The 20,038-nt window shown below is 62.7% G+C and carries 20 protein-coding genes; 12 read left to right on the top strand and 8 right to left on the bottom strand.

What is annotated here, in order from left to right; translation table 11 throughout:
• Positions 1 to 47 precede the first annotated feature (47 nt).
• Positions 48 to 872: an aldo/keto reductase gene (locus tag KVO92_RS01725; protein WP_217475392.1), complete on the bottom strand. Its 825-nt coding sequence runs from the start codon at positions 870 to 872 to the stop codon at positions 48 to 50.
• A gap of 595 nt (positions 873 to 1,467) precedes the next feature.
• On the opposite strand from KVO92_RS01725, the gene nirB reads away from it, so the two are divergent.
• From nirB to KVO92_RS01705, 4 genes are all read left to right on the top strand, one after another.
• A complete protein-coding gene (nirB, locus tag KVO92_RS01720) occupies positions 1,468 to 4,041 on the top strand; it encodes a nitrite reductase large subunit NirB (protein WP_217473975.1) in 2,574 nt (857 codons plus the stop codon).
• Complete coding sequence (nirD, locus tag KVO92_RS01715; protein ID WP_217473974.1) at positions 4,041 to 4,418, top strand: nitrite reductase small subunit NirD; 378 nt, start codon at positions 4,041 to 4,043, stop codon at positions 4,416 to 4,418. Before nirB ends, nirD begins: the two co-directional genes overlap by 1 nt.
• A 173-nt stretch (positions 4,419 to 4,591) precedes the next feature.
• Entirely contained in the window at positions 4,592 to 5,407 is an 816-nt protein-coding gene (locus tag KVO92_RS01710) for a formate/nitrite transporter family protein (protein WP_217473973.1), read from the top strand.
• Positions 5,408 to 5,789: 382 nt separating this feature from the next.
• The gene (locus KVO92_RS01705; protein ID WP_217473972.1) at positions 5,790 to 7,517 is read left to right on the top strand and encodes a bifunctional protein-serine/threonine kinase/phosphatase; all 1,728 of its coding nucleotides are present in this window, start codon (positions 5,790 to 5,792) and stop codon (positions 7,515 to 7,517) included.
• A gap of 11 nt (positions 7,518 to 7,528) precedes the next feature.
• Here KVO92_RS01705 and KVO92_RS01700 read toward each other — a convergent pair whose 3' ends face one another.
• Positions 7,529 to 7,855, bottom strand: coding sequence for a hypothetical protein (locus KVO92_RS01700; RefSeq protein ID WP_217473971.1), 327 nt, complete (start codon positions 7,853 to 7,855; stop codon positions 7,529 to 7,531).
• A gap of 189 nt (positions 7,856 to 8,044) precedes the next feature.
• Here KVO92_RS01700 and KVO92_RS01695 point away from each other — a divergent pair, with 189 nt between their 5' ends.
• Positions 8,045 to 8,353: a hypothetical protein gene (locus KVO92_RS01695; RefSeq protein WP_217473970.1), complete on the top strand. Its 309-nt coding sequence runs from the start codon at positions 8,045 to 8,047 to the stop codon at positions 8,351 to 8,353.
• Between the two features lie 158 nt (positions 8,354 to 8,511).
• On the opposite strand, the gene KVO92_RS01690 is transcribed toward KVO92_RS01695, so the two are convergent.
• Positions 8,512 to 8,691 carry a hypothetical protein gene (locus tag KVO92_RS01690; RefSeq protein ID WP_217473969.1) on the bottom strand — a complete coding sequence of 60 codons (180 nt, stop codon included), beginning with the start codon at positions 8,689 to 8,691 and terminating at the stop codon, positions 8,512 to 8,514.
• Between KVO92_RS01690 and KVO92_RS01685 the strand changes: the two genes are divergently transcribed.
• On the top strand, positions 8,690 to 9,367 hold the full coding sequence (locus tag KVO92_RS01685) for a TIGR04211 family SH3 domain-containing protein (protein ID WP_217473968.1): 678 nt from the start codon (positions 8,690 to 8,692) through the stop codon (positions 9,365 to 9,367). The two genes, KVO92_RS01690 and KVO92_RS01685, sit on opposite strands and share 2 nt — an antisense overlap.
• A 19-nt stretch (positions 9,368 to 9,386) precedes the next feature.
• On the opposite strand, the gene KVO92_RS01680 is transcribed toward KVO92_RS01685, so the two are convergent.
• Positions 9,387 to 11,501 carry a putative bifunctional diguanylate cyclase/phosphodiesterase gene (locus tag KVO92_RS01680; protein WP_217473967.1) on the bottom strand — a complete coding sequence of 705 codons (2,115 nt, stop codon included), beginning with the start codon at positions 11,499 to 11,501 and terminating at the stop codon, positions 9,387 to 9,389.
• Between the two features lie 468 nt (positions 11,502 to 11,969).
• On the opposite strand from KVO92_RS01680, the gene KVO92_RS01675 reads away from it, so the two are divergent.
• Genes KVO92_RS01675 through KVO92_RS01650 form a run of 6 tightly spaced genes read left to right on the top strand, consistent with a single transcriptional unit; the run spans position 11,970 to position 17,383 of the window.
• On the top strand, positions 11,970 to 12,821 hold the full coding sequence (locus KVO92_RS01675) for an STAS domain-containing protein (protein ID WP_217473966.1): 852 nt from the start codon (positions 11,970 to 11,972) through the stop codon (positions 12,819 to 12,821).
• Positions 12,821 to 13,183 (top strand): STAS domain-containing protein, encoded by a 363-nt coding sequence (locus KVO92_RS01670; protein ID WP_217473965.1) that lies wholly within the window; start codon positions 12,821 to 12,823, stop codon positions 13,181 to 13,183. The genes KVO92_RS01675 and KVO92_RS01670 overlap by 1 nt, the downstream gene beginning before the upstream one ends.
• Positions 13,180 to 13,584, top strand: coding sequence for an anti-sigma regulatory factor (locus KVO92_RS01665; protein ID WP_217473964.1), 405 nt, complete (start codon positions 13,180 to 13,182; stop codon positions 13,582 to 13,584). Before KVO92_RS01670 ends, KVO92_RS01665 begins: the two co-directional genes overlap by 4 nt.
• Positions 13,581 to 14,585 carry an ATP-binding protein gene (locus tag KVO92_RS01660; RefSeq protein WP_217475391.1) on the top strand — a complete coding sequence of 335 codons (1,005 nt, stop codon included), beginning with the start codon at positions 13,581 to 13,583 and terminating at the stop codon, positions 14,583 to 14,585. The genes KVO92_RS01665 and KVO92_RS01660 overlap by 4 nt, the downstream gene beginning before the upstream one ends.
• Entirely contained in the window at positions 14,578 to 15,435 is an 858-nt protein-coding gene (locus tag KVO92_RS01655; RefSeq protein WP_217473963.1) for a sensor histidine kinase, read from the top strand. The genes KVO92_RS01660 and KVO92_RS01655 overlap by 8 nt, the downstream gene beginning before the upstream one ends.
• Positions 15,425 to 17,383, top strand: coding sequence for a response regulator (locus KVO92_RS01650; RefSeq protein WP_217473962.1), 1,959 nt, complete (start codon positions 15,425 to 15,427; stop codon positions 17,381 to 17,383). Before KVO92_RS01655 ends, KVO92_RS01650 begins: the two co-directional genes overlap by 11 nt.
• Positions 17,384 to 17,398: 15 nt before the next feature.
• On the opposite strand, the gene KVO92_RS01645 is transcribed toward KVO92_RS01650, so the two are convergent.
• The 4 genes from KVO92_RS01645 to arsS all read right to left on the bottom strand — a co-directional run bounded on the left by KVO92_RS01645 (position 17,399) and on the right by arsS (position 19,947).
• Entirely contained in the window at positions 17,399 to 17,605 is a 207-nt protein-coding gene (locus tag KVO92_RS01645) for a DUF3079 domain-containing protein (protein WP_217473961.1), read from the bottom strand.
• A gap of 97 nt (positions 17,606 to 17,702) precedes the next feature.
• Entirely contained in the window at positions 17,703 to 18,377 is a 675-nt protein-coding gene (locus KVO92_RS01640; RefSeq protein WP_217473960.1) for an RES family NAD+ phosphorylase, read from the bottom strand.
• A complete protein-coding gene (locus KVO92_RS01635) occupies positions 18,377 to 18,778 on the bottom strand; it encodes an MbcA/ParS/Xre antitoxin family protein (RefSeq protein ID WP_217473959.1) in 402 nt (133 codons plus the stop codon). The genes KVO92_RS01640 and KVO92_RS01635 overlap by 1 nt, the downstream gene beginning before the upstream one ends.
• Positions 18,779 to 18,969: 191 nt before the next feature.
• Positions 18,970 to 19,947, bottom strand: coding sequence for an arsenosugar biosynthesis radical SAM (seleno)protein ArsS (arsS, locus tag KVO92_RS01630; RefSeq protein WP_217473958.1), 978 nt, complete (start codon positions 19,945 to 19,947; stop codon positions 18,970 to 18,972).
• Between the last annotated feature and the right edge of the window lie 91 nt (positions 19,948 to 20,038).

Here is a 20,038-nt window from a genome sequence, read left to right as displayed (position 1 = left end):
ACGCACACCAACGCTACTGCCGCATACCGCCTGCCATGGGCCACGTATCAGGCGACTTCGTGACCTCGGGCCGCCTCCGCGAGGTAGAACCAGGCCTGGGTGTCCAGCGTCAGCTCGGCTCCGTTAAGTGCTTCCTCGATCCGCTCCCAACGCAGGCTGCCAAGGATTGGCACGGGCTTGCCGGGAAGCTTGCGCAGCCAGGCCAGGGCCACCTGATTGGCCGTGGCGCCCAGCGCTGCGCCAACCTCGTCGAGTGCACGCTGCAAGTGCGCGCCGAACCGTCCGCCACCCATCGGTGACCAGGCCAGCACGTGCAGCCCTTCGCTTTCCATGGCATGCAAGCGACCGTCCCAAACGGCGTCCTGCGCCTGCAAGGACAGCTCGATCTGGTTGCAGCGCAGCGGTAGTTCACGTGCCAGCGTCTGGCAGTGCAGCAACTCGGCGTTGGAGACACCCAACCAGCCGACCTTGCCACTACCAACCAGATCGTCCAGCGTTCGAGCGACCTCGTCGACTCGCAGCAAGGGATCGGGGCGATGCAGGAGAAAGCCATCCAGGCGTTCGACGCCGAGCCGCTTCAGCGAGCGTTCGACGGCCTCGGTGAGGTATGCCGCCTGAGTGTTGTAGTGCTTGACCTGCCAACGGGAGCGATCCTGCGAGGCCGGCACGATATCGGCCTTGCCGATCAGCTGGATCTGCTGGCGCAGCGCCGGCCGTAGTTTCAGCGCAGCCCCGAAGTGCGCCTCGCACTCACCTGCACCGTAAATGTCGGCGTGATCGAAGCCGCTTACGCCACGCTCGGCGCAGCGCTCCAGAAAGCCCAGCAGCGCCTGCGGCTGCGCCAGTTCGGGGTATTGCATCAGGCGCATCATGCCCAGCAAGAGGGGTTGCTCGACGACCTTGTTCACATGATCTCCGCGATTCGTCAGATGGATTGGCAAGTGGCGCGGACCGGGCTGTCAGGCCGCGAGCGCGACCTACGGGCCAGTCCACGGCGCCTGGTTCGGCGGCGTATGGCTACCTTAGTCGGTTATAGATGACGAAGTTCAGCCCATCGCCCCAAAAAAGGGAGCCACTAATGAGAACCGCACCCTTGTGGTTCAAGGGTGTCGCCAAACCAAGGCGACGCACGGCTCGGCCCTCCCCGTGCTCACCCGCGTAAAAGCGGGCTTCAGCCAACCCGCACCCTCTAGCAGCCCACACTGCCGAACGCCTCGTTCAGGCTGGCACGCAACCTGCAAAAGCCTGGTCAACGCCTGCCAACTGATTTGGCAGCGCACCCGCGGTCAGCGAAGACCATCCGCCGTAAACGGCGCGGGACAGGTGCAACGGGCAACGAGGCTCGAATAGTCACCTCCACAACCTACGAATACCAGGCAAAGGCGCCTGGAGCTGCCCGACAGCTCCAGGCGCCTTTTTGTTTTTGTGCGACGACGCCGCACCGCGGCTTCGACGGAGGAACCGGTCATGAACGCAATCGTCACCCCGATCAAGAGTGAAACGCTGGTCGTTATCGGCAACGGGATGGTGGGCCACCACTGCGTCGAGCAACTGGTCGAGCGCGGCGCGCTGGGCCAGTACCAGATCCATGTGTACGGCGAGGAGCGCCAGCGCGCCTATGACCGCGTGCATCTGTCCGAGTATTTCGGGGGTCGCGATGCCGACTCCCTGGCCCTGTGCGAAGCCGATTATTACGCCACCCACGGCGTGCACGTTCACCTCGGCGTGCAGGTGCTGGAGATCGACCGCGAGCGCAAGGAAGTGGTCACCGCCGAAGGCCGCCAGCCCTACGACAAACTGATCCTGGCCACCGGCTCCTACCCCTTCGTGCCGCCGATTCCGGGCGCCGAGGGCAACTCGCGCCTGGTCTACCGCACGCTGGACGATCTTGATGCCATCCGCGCCGCGGCCAGCAATGCCAAGCGCGGCGTAGTAGTCGGCGGCGGCCTGCTCGGCCTGGAGGCGGCTAACGCGCTCAAGTCCCTCGGCCTCGAAGCCCATGTGGTCGAGTTCGCGCCGCGCCTGATGCCGGTGCAGCTCGATGAAGAAGGTGGCAAGGCACTCAAGGCCCGCATCGAGGCGCTGGGCGTCGGCGTTCACCTATCGCGCGCCACGCAGGAAATCATCGTCGGCGAGGAATACGCCTACCGGATGAACTTCCAGGATGGCGCCGATGGTAGAAGTGAGTATCTGGAAACCGACCTGATCGTCTTTTCCGCCGGCATCCGACCGCAGGATGCCCTGGGCCGCAGCGCCGGGCTGGAAATCGCACCGCGCGGCGGCGTGGTGATCGACGGCGACTACCGCACCAGCGATCTCTCGATCTTCGCCATCGGTGAATGTGCGTCCTGGAACGGCATGGTCTTCGGCCTGGTTGCGCCCGGTTACACCATGGCGCGCAACCTCGCCGCCCTGCTCTGCGGCGAACCGCACCAGCCGTTCAGCGGCGCCGACATGTCCACCAAGCTCAAGCTGCTCGGCGTCGATGTCGGCTCCATCGGCGATGCCCATGCCGCCACGCCCGGCGCCAAGAGCTACCGCTTTATCGATGAGGCCAATGCCAGCTACCGGCGCCTGGTCCTTTCCGAGGACGGCAAACGCGTCATCGGCGCCGTGCTGATTGGCGACAACAGCTATTACGACACCCTGCTGCAATACGCGCAGAACGGCATCAAGCTGCCGGCCGACCCGTCCAGCCTGATCCTGCCGCTGTCCGATGGCGCGCCGACGCTGGGCGCGGACGCCCTCCCCGACACCGCCACCATCTGCTCCTGCCACAACGTCACCAAGGGCGCGGTGTGCTGCCAGGTAGACGCCGGCATCACCGATCTGGGCGAGCTGAAAGCCGCGACCAAGGCCGGTACTGGCTGCGGCGGCTGCAGCGCGCTGCTCAAGCAGGTGTTCGAGCATGAGCTGACCGCACGCGGCGTCGAAGTCGATAAGAGCCTGTGCGAGCACTTCGCTCACACCCGTCAGGAGCTCTACGGAATCGTGCGCGTCGAAGGGATCATCAGTTTCGAAGAACTGCTAGCCAAGCACGGCCGCGGCCACACCGGCTGCGATATCTGCAAGCCGGCGGTGGGTTCGATCCTGGCCTCCTGCTGGAACCAGCCCATCACCGATCCGGGGCTGATCCCGCTGCAGGACACCAACGACACCTTCATGGCGAACATGCAGAAGAACGGCACCTACTCGGTGGTGCCGCGCATCGCCGGCGGAGAAATCACCCCGGACAAGCTGATCGCGCTCGGTGCAGTCGCCAAGAAATATGACCTCTACACCAAGATCACCGGTGGCCAGCGCATCGACCTGTTCGGCGCGCAGCTGCACGAACTGCCGGACATCTGGGGCGAGCTGATCGAGGCCGGCTTCGAGACCGGTCACGCCTACGGCAAGTCGCTGCGCACGGTGAAATCCTGCGTCGGCAGCACTTGGTGCCGCTACGGCGTGCAGGACAGCGTCGGCATGGCACTGCGTCTGGAGGACCGCTACAAGGGCCTGCGCTCACCTCACAAGATCAAGTTCGGCGTCTCCGGTTGCACCCGTGAATGCGCCGAGGCGCAGAGCAAGGACATCGGCGTCATCGCCACCGAAAACGGCTGGAACCTGTATGTCGCAGGCAACGGCGGCATGCGCCCGCGCCACGCCGAGCTGTTCGCCACCGACCTCGACGATGAAACCCTGGTGCGCTACATCGACCGCTTCCTGATGTTTTACATCCGCACCGCGGACAAGCTGCAGCGCACTTCGGTCTGGCGCGAATCGCTGGAAGGCGGCCTCGATTACCTCAAGGAGGTGATCATCGACGACAGCCTGAACCTCGCCGCCGAACTGGAAGCGCAGATGCAGCTGGTGGTTGACCGCTACGAATGCGAGTGGGCCAACGCCATCAAGGACCCGGAAAAACTCAAGCGCTTCCGCACCTTCGTCAACGACCGGCGCGGCGATCCGGACATCCACTTCGTCAAGGAGCGCGGCCAGCGTCGGCCGGTGCATGCACACGAACTTCACCTGATTCCCGTCACCGAGGAGGTGCTCTGATGAGCCAGTCCAACGCCGTACGTATTGAGTCCGTTCAATCCGCCAGCTGGCGCGCGCTGTGCAGCCGCCGCGACCTGGTGGCCAATTCCGGAGTGGTCGCCTGGCTCGACGGCAAGCAGGTGGCGCTGTTTCACCTGCCTCATACCGAGACGGGTGATCAGGTGTTCGCCATCGAGAACAAGGATCCGAAGTCGGGCGCCAACGTTATCGGCCGCGGCATCGTCGGGCAGCTCAAGGGCGACCTGGTGATCGCCTCACCGCTGTACAAGCAACACTTCCGCCTGGCCGACGGTACCTGCCTGGAATACCCCGAGCAGCGCCTGCGCGTCTGGCCGGTGCGGCTCAATGGCGAAGCGGTGGAGATTGCCGTCGCCTGAGTTTTCGCGGTCGAGACCAGGCTCCCAAGGCTTCCACGATCGAGCCAACGGTGGGAGCGGTCTTGGCCGCGAGTTTTATCAGTCAGTAGCGCGCATTATCCAGCGATTCGCTGGGCCAGCAACGAATCCAGCTCGCCCCGTCGGGCTCTCACAACGCTCACAGAGTAACCGCCATGTCCTACATCATCCCTTCGGAATTCGTCACCAAAATGGTCGACGCCGGTGAATCGAAGATTTACATGTCCACCCGCGACACCTTGATCCGTGCCTTCATGGCCGGGGCGATTCTGGCCCTGGCCGCGGTGTTCGCGGTGACCATCGCGACCCAGACCGGCTCGCCGCTGCTCGGCGCGGTGCTGTTCCCGGTGGGGTTCGTGATGCTCTACCTGATGGGCTTCGACCTGCTCACCGGAGTGTTCGTCCTGACGCCGCTGGCGCTGCTGGACAAGCGTCCGGGCGTCACCGTAAACGGGGTGTTGCGTAACTGGGGGCTGGTGTTTGCCGGCAACTTCGCCGGGGCGCTCACGGTGGCCTTCATGATGGCCTTCGTCTTCACCTATGGGTTCAGTACGGCGCCAGGGCCGGTCGGCGAGAAAATCGCCCATATCGGCGAGTCACGCACCCTAGGCTATGCCGAGTACGGTCTGGCCGGCTGGCTCACCATCTTCGTGCGCGGCATGCTGTGCAACTGGATGGTCTCGATGGGCGTGGTCGGGGCGATGATCTCGACCTCGGTGAGCGGCAAGGTCATCGCCATGTGGATGCCGATCATGCTGTTCTTCTTCATGGGCTTCGAGCATTCGGTGGTGAACATGTTCCTGTTCCCCTCGGCGATGATCATGGGCGGCGGCTTTTCGGTGATGGATTACATGATCTGGAACGAAATCCCCACTGCGCTTGGCAACCTCGTTGGCGGCCTGGCCTTTACTGGCCTGACGCTCTATACCACCCACGTCCGGACTGCACCGAAGCGTGCACTGGCGCGCTGAGACTGACTTGGTACTGGCTGGGGCCCTGTGGTGTCGAAGCGTCATGCGTCCTGCCCACCGCCGCCCCTCACCCCAGCCCTCTCCCCAAAGGGGAGAGGGAGACAAGCCTGCGGCCACCGCACCAGTCAACTCGAATCGAGCCCTTTCATTCCTGGCGTGAAAAACCTGCGACCGCCGGTTCCCTGCCCAATGCGGCACCAAGCCAGCCACCGCGATCCCAGCCAACTCGGACCGCCCCCTCGCCCCTCTGGGGTGAGGGCTAGGGTGAGGGGGCGACGATGATCACCGTAGCGTCAGGCATGACACCCAGCGCACCTCCCTTCGCTGAGGCCAGGCGCCTGCCGTCAACACAACCACCATCGCCAACTGTCGATCTCAACGAATGAGCAGCCAACTTCAGGTTTCACTGGGCCAACACAGCGACAAGGGCCGCAAGGAAAGCAATCAGGATTTCCACGGCGCCTATATCCCCAAAGAGCCGCAGTTGAGCAGCAAGGGCATCGCCCTTGCGATAGCCGATGGCATCAGCAGCAGCGCCGTCAGCCATATCGCCAGCGAATCGGCCGTGGCTGGATTCTTCGCCGACTACTACTGCACCTCGGACGCCTGGTCGGTGAAAACCTCCGCGCAGCGGGTGTTGATGGCGACCAACTCCTGGCTGCATGCGCAAAGCCAACAGAGCCCGTATCGTTACGACAGGGACCGCGGCTACGTCTGCACCTTCAGCGCGCTGGTCATCAAATCGACCACTGCGCACCTCTTCCACGCCGGCGACTCGCGGGTCTATCGCGTCCAGGGCAAGACGCTGGAGCAGCTCACCAACGACCATCGCCTCTGGCTGTCCGACGAGAAGAGCTACCTGAGCCGGGCGCTGGGTATCCATCCGCAGCTGGAAATCGACTACCGCGCCGAACCGGTGGAGGTCGGCGATATCTTCGTCCTGGCCACCGATGGGGTGTACGAGTTCGCCAGCGCGCACTTCATGAACGAGGCCATCGCGCGGCATGCGGCTGATCTGGACGCTGCCGCGCGAGCGATCGTCAACGAAGCGCTGCAACGCGGCAGCGACGACAACCTCACAGTGCAGATTCTGCGCATCGAGCAGTTGCCACTGCATGCCCCGGACGAGCTCTATCAGCACCTCACCGAGTTGCCCTTCCCGCCCGCTCTCGAGGCACGGGCGCGGTTCGATGGCTACACCATCGTTCGCGAAGTGCATGCCAGCAGCCGCAGCCACGTCTATCTGGCAACCGACAATGACGACGACACGCCGGTGATCATCAAGACGCCGTCGATGGACCTGCAGCGGGACGTGGCCTATCTCGAACGCTTTCTCACCGAAGAGTGGGTCGCGCGGCGAATCAACAGCGCGCATGTGGCCCAGCCGTGCCGGCAGACACGCAAGCGCAACTTTCTCTACAGCGTCAGCGAATTCATCGACGGCCAGACATTGACGCAGTGGATGATCGACCACCCTTGGCCAGATCTGGAGACGGTACGCGGCATCGTCGAGCAGATCGCCAAGGGCTTGCGCGCCTTTCACCGGCTGGAAATGCTGCATCAGGATCTACGTCCCGAGAACGTCATGATCGATGCGACCGGCACGGTGAAGATCATCGATTTCGGTTCGACGCGCGTTGCCGGCATCCTGGAGGTCGCCTCGCCGATCGAGCGCAGTGAACTGCTGGGCACCGCGCAGTACACCGCCCCGGAATATTTCCTCGGCGAAAGCGGCACGCCTCGCTCGGACCTGTTCTCGCTGGCCGTCATCACCTATCAGATGCTGACCGGCAAACTGCCCTATGGCCTGCAGGTCGCGCAGTGCCGTAACCGCGCCGCCCAGAACAGACTCAGCTACCGCCCGATTCGCGAACATGACCGAGAAGTACCCGTCCCGGCGTGGATCGACGACGTGTTGCGCAAGGCGCTGCACCCCGATCCGTACAAGCGCTATGAAGACCTCTCGGAATTCGTGTTCGAATTGCGTCAGCCCAACCAGGCCTTTCTCAACAAGGCGCGACCGCCACTGATGGAGCGCAATCCGGTGTTGTTCTGGAAGGCTGTGTCATTGGGCCTGGCGATCACGCTCGTCATGCTGTTGATGCGCTGATGCGGTACGGCTTATTCAGGGCGTTGTGGTGCGTACACGTTGAGCGCCGGGTCAGCAATGCCATCTTTCGACGGGTCGAGGATCCAGCGCAGCTGAGTCACCAGCTCCTCACAGTTTTCGCCGCGCTGCTGCCAGTCCTGAAAGGCGATCCGTGCCGCAGCCAGCGAGGTCTCGGCGATCTGCTCGGTTTCCGAGCGCGCCTCACCGGGTTGCCACCCGTCGAACACGGCCTTGAGCCCGTGCTGCGCGTCTTCGGCACCCAGCTCGCCGTCGGCCCAGCGTGACGTGATGTCCTGAGCCTTCTGCAGCGCACTTACCGATGGATTCGACGTTTCCATTTAGGACTACCTCCAGCAGGGTTCTTGTCTGACTTGGAGTCTGCTGACGCCGGCAAATTCGTCCCCGCCCATCAGCCGGCCCGCGCGGCTCGGCCAATAGCGCCCTGCGTCCGTTTATCCGCAGCACACCGCCGAGCGGCGCAGGCCGAGGTCGAAGCAGGGAGAGCCCTACTGCGCGCGGAGCTGCCCATGCACCTGATCCACCTTCTCCTGCCGTTATACGACAACGACCGGGAGCCCTTGCCGAATGCGTTGTTTGCCCAGGTTCGCGAAGAACTGCTCGAACGGTTCGGCGGCTTGACCGCGCACACCCGAGCGCCGGCCAAGGGGCTGTGGCAAGAAGACGCCAATCACGCGGTGCGCGACGATCTGCTGATCTACGAGGTCATGACGGCCGAGCTCGATCGTGCCTGGTGGCAGGACTATCGGGCCTCCTTGGAGAAGCGCTTTCGCCAGGAGCAGGTACTGATCCGAGCGCAGCAGGTCGAGGTCTTGTAGCGACGCGCATCGACAGAGCACCTTTCTATGTCCGGCCAGGCCGAGGCTCAGGTCCAAATCTGGAAGGTGCGTTGTCCACCCCAACGGGACAGCCAGCACGAAAACATGAATATCTGGTGAACCTGCGCGGTTTTTTATTGTCAGTCCTGGCTGCGGCATTACGCCAGGCTACAGGCCAAACGGCGGGAGAATGCATCCTCCTGCTCGATCAGCACCTCCGGAAAACCTGCCTTTTCTCGTTTTCGGCAGGCTCTTGGCGGTTTCGTCAGCCGGTTCATTTTTTCGGTTTTTTGGCCCATCCACCGGGCCTTCATTTCAGTCAGCGCGAAGACCACCATGCCCTTATCTCGTCACTTCAATTCACGTCCCTCCCCCATTTCCCTGTCGATAGCCCAGCGCCGCACCCTTCGTGCCGGGCTGTTCGGCGCCTTGCTGGCAGCCCTGTCGCCAGCCCACGCCCAACAGGCCAGCAACGATCGCTGGGTCAGCGACACCTTGAGCACCTACGTACGCAGCGGCCCCACCGATGGTTATCGCATCGTCGGCAGCCTCACCTCCGGCCAGAAGGTCGAGTTGCTCGACACCAGTGGTGACTACAGCCAGGTCCGCGGCGAGAACGGCGACCGCGTCTGGATCCGCACGAGTGATCTGCAGGATGTACCTGGCCAGGCAGAGCGAGTACCGGAACTGGAACAAAAGGTTGCCGAACTCAGTGAGGAACTGAAAACCATCGACGACAGCTGGAAGACGCGCGTCCAGGGCATGCAGGAAACCCTCGATTCACGCAAAGCGCTGATCGATGAACTCGAAGCACGCCGCAAGGCGCTGGATGAAGCATTGACCGCCACCGAGTCGGAATTGCGCGACGCCGAGGCACGGCTGGGCGACGAGAACAATCAGGTGCTGATGCGCTACATGGTGTACGGCGGCAGTATTGCCGGCGCAGGATTACTGGCCGGTTTGATCATTCCCGCCATGACGCGCGGCCGCAAACGCAACGACCGCTGGTTCTGAGGTTCGTCTTTTTGACCGATCAGGCCGGCTCGATCTGAGCCGACCGCGTTGTCGTGAACACCGACTCTCCCGGTTGCGCCTGGGCAATCCGTGCGCGGATCTGCAGGGGCGTCATCGGCCGGTCCAGCAGAAAACCCTGCAGCGTTTCGCAACCAAGCCCGGTCAGGTAGTGCTGCTGCTCGGTGGTTTCCACGCCTTCGGCAACGACCTGCAGCCCCAACGCCTTGGCCAGCGCGATGATCGCCGACACGATGACGGAGTCCTCATTGCCCACGCTCATCTCCTTGACGAACGCGCGGTCTATTTTCAGCTCGCTGGCCGGCAGCCGCTTGAGGTAGAGCAAGCTCGAATAGCCGGTACCGAAGTCATCGATGGACGCCTTCACGCCCATTGCCGTCAGTTTCTCCAGCGTTTCGATGGTCGTTTCCGGGTTGCGCATGGCCACCGTTTCGGTGACCTCGATGGTCAGCATTTCGGCTGGGATGTTGTGGCGCTCGATGGCGTCGATAACCACCTCGAGCAGATCCGGTTGTTCGAACTGCACCGCCGACAGATTGACCGCCACCGTCCAGCTGCTTAGCCCCTGCTCATGCCATTCACGCAGCTGTCGACAGGCCTCGTTCAGCACCCACTTGCCTATCGGCACGATCAATCCGGTTTTTTCCGCCATCGGCAAGAACATGTCGGGCGACAGCATGCCGCGCCGAGGATGCTGCCAGCGCAGCAAGGCCTCGAAGCCGCGCACCGGGCCGGCCGGCGCTTCGAACTTGGGTTGGTAGTACAGGCGCAGCTCACCGTTGGCCTCGGCGAGCCGCAGATCGTGAAGCAGCTGCAGGTGTTCCACCGCATTCGCATTCATCGATGCTTCGAAGAAGCTGTAACCGTTCCGGCCCGCGTTCTTGGTGTGATACATCGCGGCATCGGCATGTAACAGGAGATCCCGCTCCACATCGCCGTCGCCCGGATACACGGCGATACCGATGCTCAGCGAGACGCTTAGGGTATAGCGCGACAGCACGAAGGGTTCATTGATGCACTGCACCAGTTTCTCAGCGAGGGTGGCGGCATCGTCTGGCCCCGAGATAGCGGCCAGCAGCACGAATTCATCGCCACCGAGGCGTGCCAGCGTGTCCTGGGCGCGCACGCAGGCACGCAGCCGCTCGGTCACGCCGATCAGCAACTGGTCGCCGAGATGGTGACCGTAGGCGTCGTTTACCGCCTTGAACCCATCGAGGTCCATGAACATCACGGCAAAGCAGCTGCCCTCGCGCTGCGCCACTTTCAGCGCCTGACTCAGGCGATCTTCCAGCAACAAACGGTTCGGCAAACGGGTCAGATTGTCATGCAGCGCCAACTGCATCAGTTCGGAATTGGCTTTTTCCAACGAGCTGGCCAGCACCGAGGTGCGCGCTTGCAGGCGTGCATCGAGCACCGAGACGATCAGCGTAATCGCCAGCACGGCCAGGGTCAGCACGATGACCAGCAAGGCCAGCCAGTTGGTATTCACGCCGTTGGCTGCGCCACAGAAGCTGCCCTCTGGAAAGCCCGCCGCGGCCATGCCGGTGTAATGCATGCCGACGATTGCCAGCCCCATCACCAGCGCAGCAGCGCCGCGCCAGGCGCGTACATGCTGCAGGTTGGCACGCAGCCGGAAGGCCAGCCATAGCGCCGCGCCCGAAGCAATCACGGCAACCACCACCGAGGCGACCAGCCAGGCAAGGTCATAGACGATACCGGGCTGAATGCGCAGCGCGGCCATCCCGCTGTAGTGCATTGCCGAAATACCGGCTCCGATCAGCAGCGCGCCCTGCACCAGACGCGCCCAGGGCAGTTCGCGCTGGCAGACCAGCCATAACGCCAGCGCAGAAGCGCCGATGGAAATGACCAACGAGCCCGCGGTAATCTCGGGGTCATACCCCAGCGGGATTGCCAGGCTGAAGGCGAGCATGCCGATGAAGTGCATCGACCAGATCCCCAGGCCCATCGAGAACGCGCCGCCGAGCAGCCACCATCTCGCCGCGCGACCGGTTGAAGTCGCAACCCGACCGGCCATGTCCAGCGCCGTGTAAGAGGCCAACATGGCAACAACAAACGAGAAGAAAACAAGAATGTTGTTATAGCTTCCGACCAGCATTGGTCTGCTTCCTGGGTTGAGGGGCGCGGATATTGACCTAAGAATTGATAAAGGCGAAGTGCCACTTATCAAATAGCCTTGGCGGCAGCTCTGCCTGGCCAGAACTGCTCTGTCTCGTTGTCGGCCCGGTTGGCGAACCTTGAAGTCAAGGCAGCAGATATCTGCCGGACGGTCAGCAAGTTGACGCCCGAAACTTGACCAAGCGTGCGACTTGAGGCGAAATGCGCGCACTTCGCCACCGGCGGGCCCAGGGCATGCGCACCCAATCAGGCATGCCAGACTTTCCACTCCGCCGTCACCTTTCAGCCGAGCGCGGCTGTCATGGCCCTCGACTCGTTCCACTCGTTCCGCTTGCTCAATCCATGCTGTCTGGCTGCGCGCCCGAAGAAGTAGTTCTGCTCTACTGGAACGCCTGTCAGCAATACGGATCAAAACTCGACGCTGCATCTCCCATAAGGACCCGCGCCAATGGCCTCATTGCAACAACGCACCTTCAACGTGATTGCCAAGAAAGAGCACGAACTGCTCGACAGCTGGACCCGTGAACTCGAAGCCAGCGGGATGTACCGCAACGTCAAGGCCGAAGAGTTTCGCCAGCAGACCGCCGATTTCATTCGGTTGCTGATCGAAGGCGCTGGCAAGGCCGAGACGACCGATCTGCGTGCAGCAAGCTGGGAAGAAATGCGTCACTTCCTCGAGCAGCTGTCGCACAGCCGCGTATTGCTGGGCTTCGATTCGCAGCAAACCGCTGGATTCATCTTCTCGTTCAAGCGCCCGTTGATGCCGCTGTTGCAGGCCGAATACGCCGATGAGCCGGCGATACTGGCCGAGCAGCTGTGGGCGCTGTCCGAGCTGATCGATCAACTGGGCCTGCACACGGTGCGTACCTTCCAGAAGTCCCGCGAGGCGGTCATCAAGCGTCAGCAGGAAGAGCTGCTCGAGCTATCCACGCCAGTCGTCAAGCTCTGGGACGGCGTTCTCGCCCTGCCGATGATCGGCACCCTCGACTCGCAGCGCACCCAGGTCGTGATGGAGTCGCTGCTGCAACGCATCGTCGACACCGGCTCGGAAATCGCCATCATCGACATCACCGGCGTACCTACCGTGGACACCCTGGTAGCGCAGCATCTGCTGAAAACCGTCACGGCAATCCGTCTGATGGGCGCCGACTGCATCATCAGCGGCGTACGTCCACAGATTGCCCAGACCATCGTGCACCTGGGGCTCGACCTGCAGGGCATTGTGACCAAGGCTTCGCTGGCCGATGCGCTGGCATTAGCGCTGCGCCGTTCCGGGCTGACTGTCAGCAAGGCGGTGTAATGGAGCGCATCCCAATACTGCGAATGGGCGAGTTTCTGCTCGTTACCATTCAGGTCGATATGCACGACCAACTGGCCATGACGCTGCAGGACGACCTGGCCGAGCGCATCAGCGCAACGTCCGCCAAGGCCGTGCTGATCGATATCTCCGCGCTGGACATGGTCGACTCGTTCATCGGCCGCATGATCAGCTCGATCTCGGGGCTCTCCAGCATCATGGATGCCGAAACCGTCGTGGTCGGCATGCAACCGGCGGTGGCCATCACGCTGGTCGAGCTGGGCCTGACGCTACAGGGCGTCAGCACGGCGCTCGATGTCGAGAAAGGCATGCAGTTGCTGCATAAACGGATGGCCGCTAAATGACCGTGCGCAGCAGCGGCAGCACACCGGTGCGGATCGAGCAGGACGTGGTCATGGCCCGCCAAGCGGTTCGCAAGCTGGCGCAGGACTGCGGCATGCGCCTGATCGACCAGACCAAGCTGGTCACCGCCGTCAGCGAGCTGGCTCGCAACACCGTCGTCTACGGCGGTGGCGGCGATATGGACTGGGAGATTCTGGACGAAGGCCCGCGCACGGGGATCCGTCTGATGTTCCGTGACGAGGGCCCCGGCATCGCCGATATCAAGCTGGCGTTGACCGATGGCTGGACCTCCGGCGGTGGCCTTGGCCTTGGGCTGACAGGCGCCAAACGCCTGGTGGACGAGTTCGAACTCGACAGTACGCCGGGCGTCGGTACTCGCATCAGCATTACCAAATGGTCATGAACATCCAGGGGGCGATGACCACCGTCCTGCCCATCGAAGACGAAAGCCAGGTAGGCCATGCCCGACGCTTCGCGCAGTCGTTGGCCGTCGAGCTTGCATTCGATCAGACCGATGCCGGGCGCGTCGCCCTGGTGGCTACGGAGCTGGCAACCAACCTGCTTAAACATGCGCACCATGGCGCTTTGCACCTGCGCCGGATTCCGGCCCAGAGCGGTCACGGGATCGAACTGATCGCCATCGACCGAGGCCCGGGCTTCAACCCCAACGAATGCCTGGCCGATGGTTTTTCCACCGGCGGCACTCAGGGCACCGGCCTCGGTGCGTTGAAGCGCCAGGCTCAACTGTTCGATATCCACTCCGACAACCGCGGCTCAGTGGTTCTGGCGCAGCTTTACCCCCGCCACGTTTCGGCCTTGCCACTTCGCTTCGGGGTCAGCCAGCACTCCCTGAAGAACGACCCGGCTTGCGGCGACGTCTGGCACCTGGCCGTGGATGGCGCACGGTTGAGCGCCTTGGTCATCGATGGCATCGGACATGGTGAAGATGCCGAAGAGGCTGGCCTGGCCGGGGCTGCCGCGTTCGCCTCGGACGCGTTTGTCGACCCGGCGCTCAGCATGCTCGACATGCACCGCGCCATGAGCGGTTCACGAGGCGGTGCGGCAGCCATCGCCCTGTATGACGCGGGTAAGGTACGTTTCGCCGGCATCGGCAACATCGGAGCCTGCCTGCTGACCGCTGAAAAAAGCCGCGGCCTGGCGTCTCACCCGGGCATCGTGGGCTCGCAGTTTCGCAAGGCCGTCGCGTTCGATTACCCGGTCGACCCGGGTCAGTTGCTGGTCATGTACAGCGATGGATTGCAATCGCGCTGGGACCTGCGCGACTACCCCGGCCTGGTGTATCGTCACCCGGCCGTTATTGCAGCGCTGCTGCACCGCGACTTCTGTCGCGGTCGCGACGATGTGACCGTTATGGTGATTGCGCTGGAGGCAATCGTTGACTGACTCGAATACGAACGACCTCATCGAACAGCTGCGTAGCGAGAATGACCTGCTGCGTGCCGAACTCGAGGAAACCAACCAGGGTGTCCTCGCGCTCTATGCCGAGCTCGACACTCAGGCCGAGCAGCTCAGACAGGCGTCGGACCTGAAAAGCCGCTTCCTGTCCTACATGAGCCACGAGTTTCGCACGCCGCTGGGCTCCATTCGCAGCATCACGCGGCTGCTCAGCGATGAGATGGACGGCCCGCTCAGCTCCGAACAGCACAAGCAGGTCCTGTTCATCAGCAGCGCCGCCGGTGAGCTCAGCGACATGGTCGACGACCTGCTCGACCTGGCCAAGATCGAAGCCGGCCGCATCACCATCTCGCCCGCCTGGTTCGACATGCTGGATCTATTCGCGGCCCTGCGCGGGATGTTTCGCCCGATCGTCGATGCCGGCACGGTCGATCTGATTTTCGAAGAGCCGCACGACATGCCGCGGCTCTATACGGACGACAAGAAGCTCGCGCAGATCCTGCGCAACTTCATCTCCAATGCGCTGAAGTTCACTCAAAGCGGCGAAGTCCGTATTTCCGCCCGCCCCGAGGGTGATGGCGAGGTTCGCTTCGCCGTGACCGACACCGGCATTGGCATTCCGCAGGACATGCTTGGCAACCTGTTCGAAGACTTCGTGCAGATCGATACCCCCTTGCAGAAACGTCTGCGCGGCACGGGGCTGGGGCTATCGCTGTGCAAGCGGTTCGCTGAGCTGCTGGGTGGCCGTGTCGGCGTGGACAGCAAGCCAGGCGTGGGCTCGACCTTTTACGTTGTGGTTCCCCTAGCGATCTCGACGGAGCCCGCCGATGGAGCATAAAAGCCGGCTGCTGGTCGTCGATGACAATGCGGCGACGCGCTACGCAATACGTCGGGTGCTGGAGCGCCACGGCTATGCCGTGCTTGAAGCCGGGACAGGAACCGAAGGAATCGGCCTGATCGCGACTGAAACGCTCGATGCGCTGATCCTCGACGTGAACCTGCCGGACATGAGCGGCTTCGAAATCGTGCGCCAGCTCAGAACGGATGACCGCACTCGCCTGCTGCCGGTGATCCATGTTTCGGCAGCCTCGATCCAGACTGGCGACATCATCACGGGGCTGGACGCGGGCGCAGACGCCTATCTCATCCACCCGGTCGATCCGGACGTGCTCCTGGCGACCTTGCGTACGCTATTGCGTGTGCGCGACACAGAGCATGCGTTGCGGGAAAGCGAGGCGCGTTTCCGTGACATCTTTTCCCAGGTTGCGGCGCCCATCGCCGTTATCGACCCGCAGCTGCAGATTCACGAAAGCAACCGTGCGCTGTCGTTGTTGCTGGGCGATCAAACCGAAGCCTCCGCGCTGACGGCGAGCCTTGCCGGCGGGCAGGACGCCAAGTTGCGAAGCCTGCGGGAAAGCCTGGCGAGCGGTGCTCGCTGGCATGACACCCTGATCATGCAGGTGGCGGGCGAGCGGCGCGAAACCAAGTGGCAGGTATCGCCTTACCGGGCGGCGGAACTCGGTCTGGTGGTCATCGAAGACGTTACCGAGCAGCGCCAACGCGAGCGCACGCAACGCCAGCAGCTCGATAACGTCAATAACGAGCTTGCCCGCGAAGTCGCCGAGCGCGTCCGCACCGAAGGGCAGCTGATGCAGGCGCAGAAGATGGACGCCCTCGGCAAGCTGACCGGGGGCATTGCGCACGATTTCAACAACCTGCTGACCGGCATCATCACCGGCATCGAACTGCTGAAGAAGCGCATGCAGGAAGGCCGCACCGATGCCGTTCTGCGTTTTGCCGATACAGCGCTGAACTCGGCTCGCAGTGCCGCGTCGATGACTAACCGTTTGTTGGCCTTCGCTCGCCAGCAACCCCTGGATGCCCGCCCAGCCGACCTCAACGAGCAGGTCCGCTCGCTTGAGGAGTTGTTGCAGCGAACCATCGGCGAGCACATATCCTTGCATCTGGAACTGTCCGAACAGGGCGCGGTGGCACAGGTCGATGCCAACCAGCTCGAAAGCGCCATTTTGAACCTGGTCATCAATGCGCGCGATGCCCTGCCCCGTGGCGGCAACATCACCATCCGCACCGCGGCCTTGCGGTCTGAAGGCGATGCGGACCTGGCCGACGGAGACTATGTCGTGCTGACGGTGAAGGATGACGGTACCGGTATCGCACCGGATGTGCTCGGCAAGGTCTTCGATCCCTTCTTCACCACCAAACCACTCGGCCAGGGCACGGGGCTGGGGTTGTCATCGATCTACGGCTTCGCCCGCCAATCCGGTGGCGAAGCCAGGCTAAGCAGCGTCTTCGGCGAAGGCACCGAAGTGTCGCTGGTGCTGCCGGCGGCCTTGGCCGACCACAGCACCACCGCCTCGATCAACGAAATGCCGCAGGGTAATGGCGAGCATGTACTGATCGTCGAGGACATGCCGGCGGTACGCATGCTGGTGGCCGAAATGCTGAGCGAGGCCGGCTACCGATGCAGCGAGGCGGGCGATGTCGCCACCGCCTTGTCGGTACTGCAGGATGATTCGAGCATCGACCTGCTGCTGACGGACGTGGGGCTTCCTCAGGTCTCCGGACGGGACCTGGCTGACACAGCGCGAACCCACCGCCCTGCGCTACCGGTGCTGTTCATGACCGGTTATGCCGAAAACGCGGTGCGGCGTGATCGCTTTCTCGCGGCCGGCATGGACATGGTGGTCAAGCCGTTCCAGATCGGCGACCTGCTCGGCAAAGTACGGCAAATGCTCGACCAATCGGCCAAGACGTCTGCCGATTGAGGCGCAGCAGCGGCGCTAGCTTTTAGCCTTGACCGCCTTGTCGGTGGCGATCAGGTCGCCCCAGTCGCCGTATTCATACCAGTCGTCACCCATCATTTCAGCCGGATGCTGGGTTCTGCCGGCGCCGTTGCCGCAGGCCAGAGAATCGGCTGGGCAATAGCGGTCGCAACCCCAGCAGATGCGCTCGGGATGCGGCGGGTTGAGTGGAAACTTCTTGGCCATCGCAGGCCTCGGTCTTCGCTGGAGAATGTGCCCTCAGGCTAACCAGTGCAGCCGATTACAGACTTGACCACGCTCAAGAATCGTCCAGCGACCGGCCTCAGACCTTGACCTCGGTGAGTTCCATGACATGGGTAATGGTCTTTGTACGGGCGTCCCAGACATAGCGGAAATGTGGCCCCTGCACCGGCAACGAGACGGCACGCGGGCGAAACGCCGCAGCGCACTCATGCCCTTCCAGGCGAACGCTCTTGTACAACAAGCCCCAGGTCTTGCCATCGCGCTGCTCTCGGGCAAATGCCTGGCTGTTGCCATAGGCCGCCGGATCGGGCTGATGCAACTCGGGCAGGTCGCGCACGTCGATCAAGGGTTTGACGATCTTGTTGACGTAGGCACGCACGGTGATTTCCACGTTGGTCTCGCGAGTCGCCGCCAGGAAACGTTCCTGATGGAACTTGGTTTCGGCGATGGCGGCGTCTATCGAGCTGGCGCAATAGTAGACGCCGTAGCTGCCGTCGCTGAAGCGGCTGGGATTGCCGATATGAGTGAAGGCGGCCATCACCGCTGTCGAGCCCGGTCCGCTGACGCGGTCGCCGGGCGCGACGCGCTGGAGCGACCCGGCCTCTTCACGCAGGCGATCATTGGTCATGGCTTCAAGCGCGAAAGCGATTTCCAGGTCATCCGGGCTGAGCGTGTCTTCGAACACGGCCAGCGGTGGAAACGAGCTGTTGACGATACGGTACGCCCGTCGCCAGGCCGGTAGGATCGCCTGCATCAGCCCCGCACCCAATCGAGATAGCGTCGCACATCGGCCAGATCGACCACCTGCCCACCGAGCATGTAGTCCAGCGCACTTACGCCGTTGAACGGCGCGGCATCGTTGGGTTTGTGCACCCATTCGTATGCGCGCTCGGTCTGGTTGCTGAAGATGATGCGCAGGGCCTTGTGAATGCCCATCAAATAGGAAATCCGTTCCAAGGTGTCGCGCGGCAGACGGACCTCCGGAAGCTTCTTGTACTTGAAGTAAGTGGTGTTACCCACCGACCCCAGTAGCACCCGCTGTTGTTCGGCGCTGCAATTCCAGAGGCGCATGAGGTTGAAGAAAAACGTCAGCGCCACTCGCCCCGCCTCGGGCGAAGCAATATCCGGTTTGCTGTCCGTTTGTTCGACTTTCATCTTGGATTCCGCCTGGTTATTGCCACTGAACACAGACTACTACACATACGTATTATTTCAACAAATAACTACGTATATGTATAACGACTGTTCACACAGGGTGTAACGCGGCACGACGGCAATATCCGGATATTTGCAAAGCTTCGCTCGTATAACGCTCGGACCAATGCAGGCGTTCTTTGCAACGGTGGTCAATCGTTTAACGCGCCGCCGCAACTCGATCCCTGCCCTGCTGTACAGGCGTAACAGTGGTCGCGGGTGACGATGGGGTTGCCGTCCAGATTCGACACGGCGAGCAGATCCCGCAGGTGCGCGCGGTCTCGGTGAACGAGCCCGGGCCCTGTCATTGGCAGGTCGAGCATCTGGTTGAAGTCGCAGTCATACAGATAGCCCTGCCAATCGACGCTCACCAGATGGCGGCACATCACCGCGTCGAGATTCGCGGGCCTATAACTGTCGCGCAGCAGCTGCAGGTAGTCGCCAAATTGGCCCTTGCTCACCAGCGTACTGCCGAAGCGGGCGATGGGCTGGTTGGTGATGGTCAGCAGGTGATTGAAACGAATGCCGAAATCCTCGGCCAGATGCTCCTTGTAGTCCGCCTCCAGTTGCGCCTGTGGCGGTGGCAGTGACGGTCCCTGCGGGTTGTACACCAGATTCAGCGTCAGCCCACCCCTCTCGTCTCCGTAGCCCAGCGCGTTGAGCTGGCGCAGCCCGGCGATGCTCGCCTCGAAGACGCCATCACCGCGCTGCCGATCGACGTTTTCCCGCGAATAGCACGGCAGCGACGCGGTCACCTCCACCCGCTGCTCGGCCAGGAACTCGGCCAGGTCTTCCTGCCCCGGCTCGCTCAGAATCGTCAGGTTGCAGCGATCGATCACGCGCAGGCCTTCGCGGCGAGCATGCCGAACGATCTCGCGGAAACGTGGGTGCAGCTCCGGGGCGCCGCCAGTCAGGTCGAGCGTCTGCACCGGATGCGCATCGATCACCTGATGCAGCACGTCCAGGTTCTCGTCAGTCATCGCCTCCTCACGCGTCGGTCCGGCATTGACGTGGCAATGCAGGCAACGCTGATTGCAGCGGTAGGTCAGATTGATCTGCAGCGCCTCCAGCCGGCCACGACGGATCGGTGGGAAACTCAGCGCATCGAGCAACGGCAAGGTGTCATGCATGGCGATCGTTCTCCCCGGACCAGTCATTCGACGCCCCAGGTATTAAAGGATTACAGTCCGCGTGAATGCGCGTTCCAGACAGCCGTCCACG

The sequence above is a fragment of the Stutzerimonas stutzeri genome, assembly GCF_019090095.1.
Taxonomy (GTDB): domain Bacteria; phylum Pseudomonadota; class Gammaproteobacteria; order Pseudomonadales; family Pseudomonadaceae; genus Stutzerimonas; species Stutzerimonas stutzeri_AN.
Note: the sequence above shows the minus strand (reverse complement) of the source record. Positions and strands in the feature narration are given on the sequence as shown.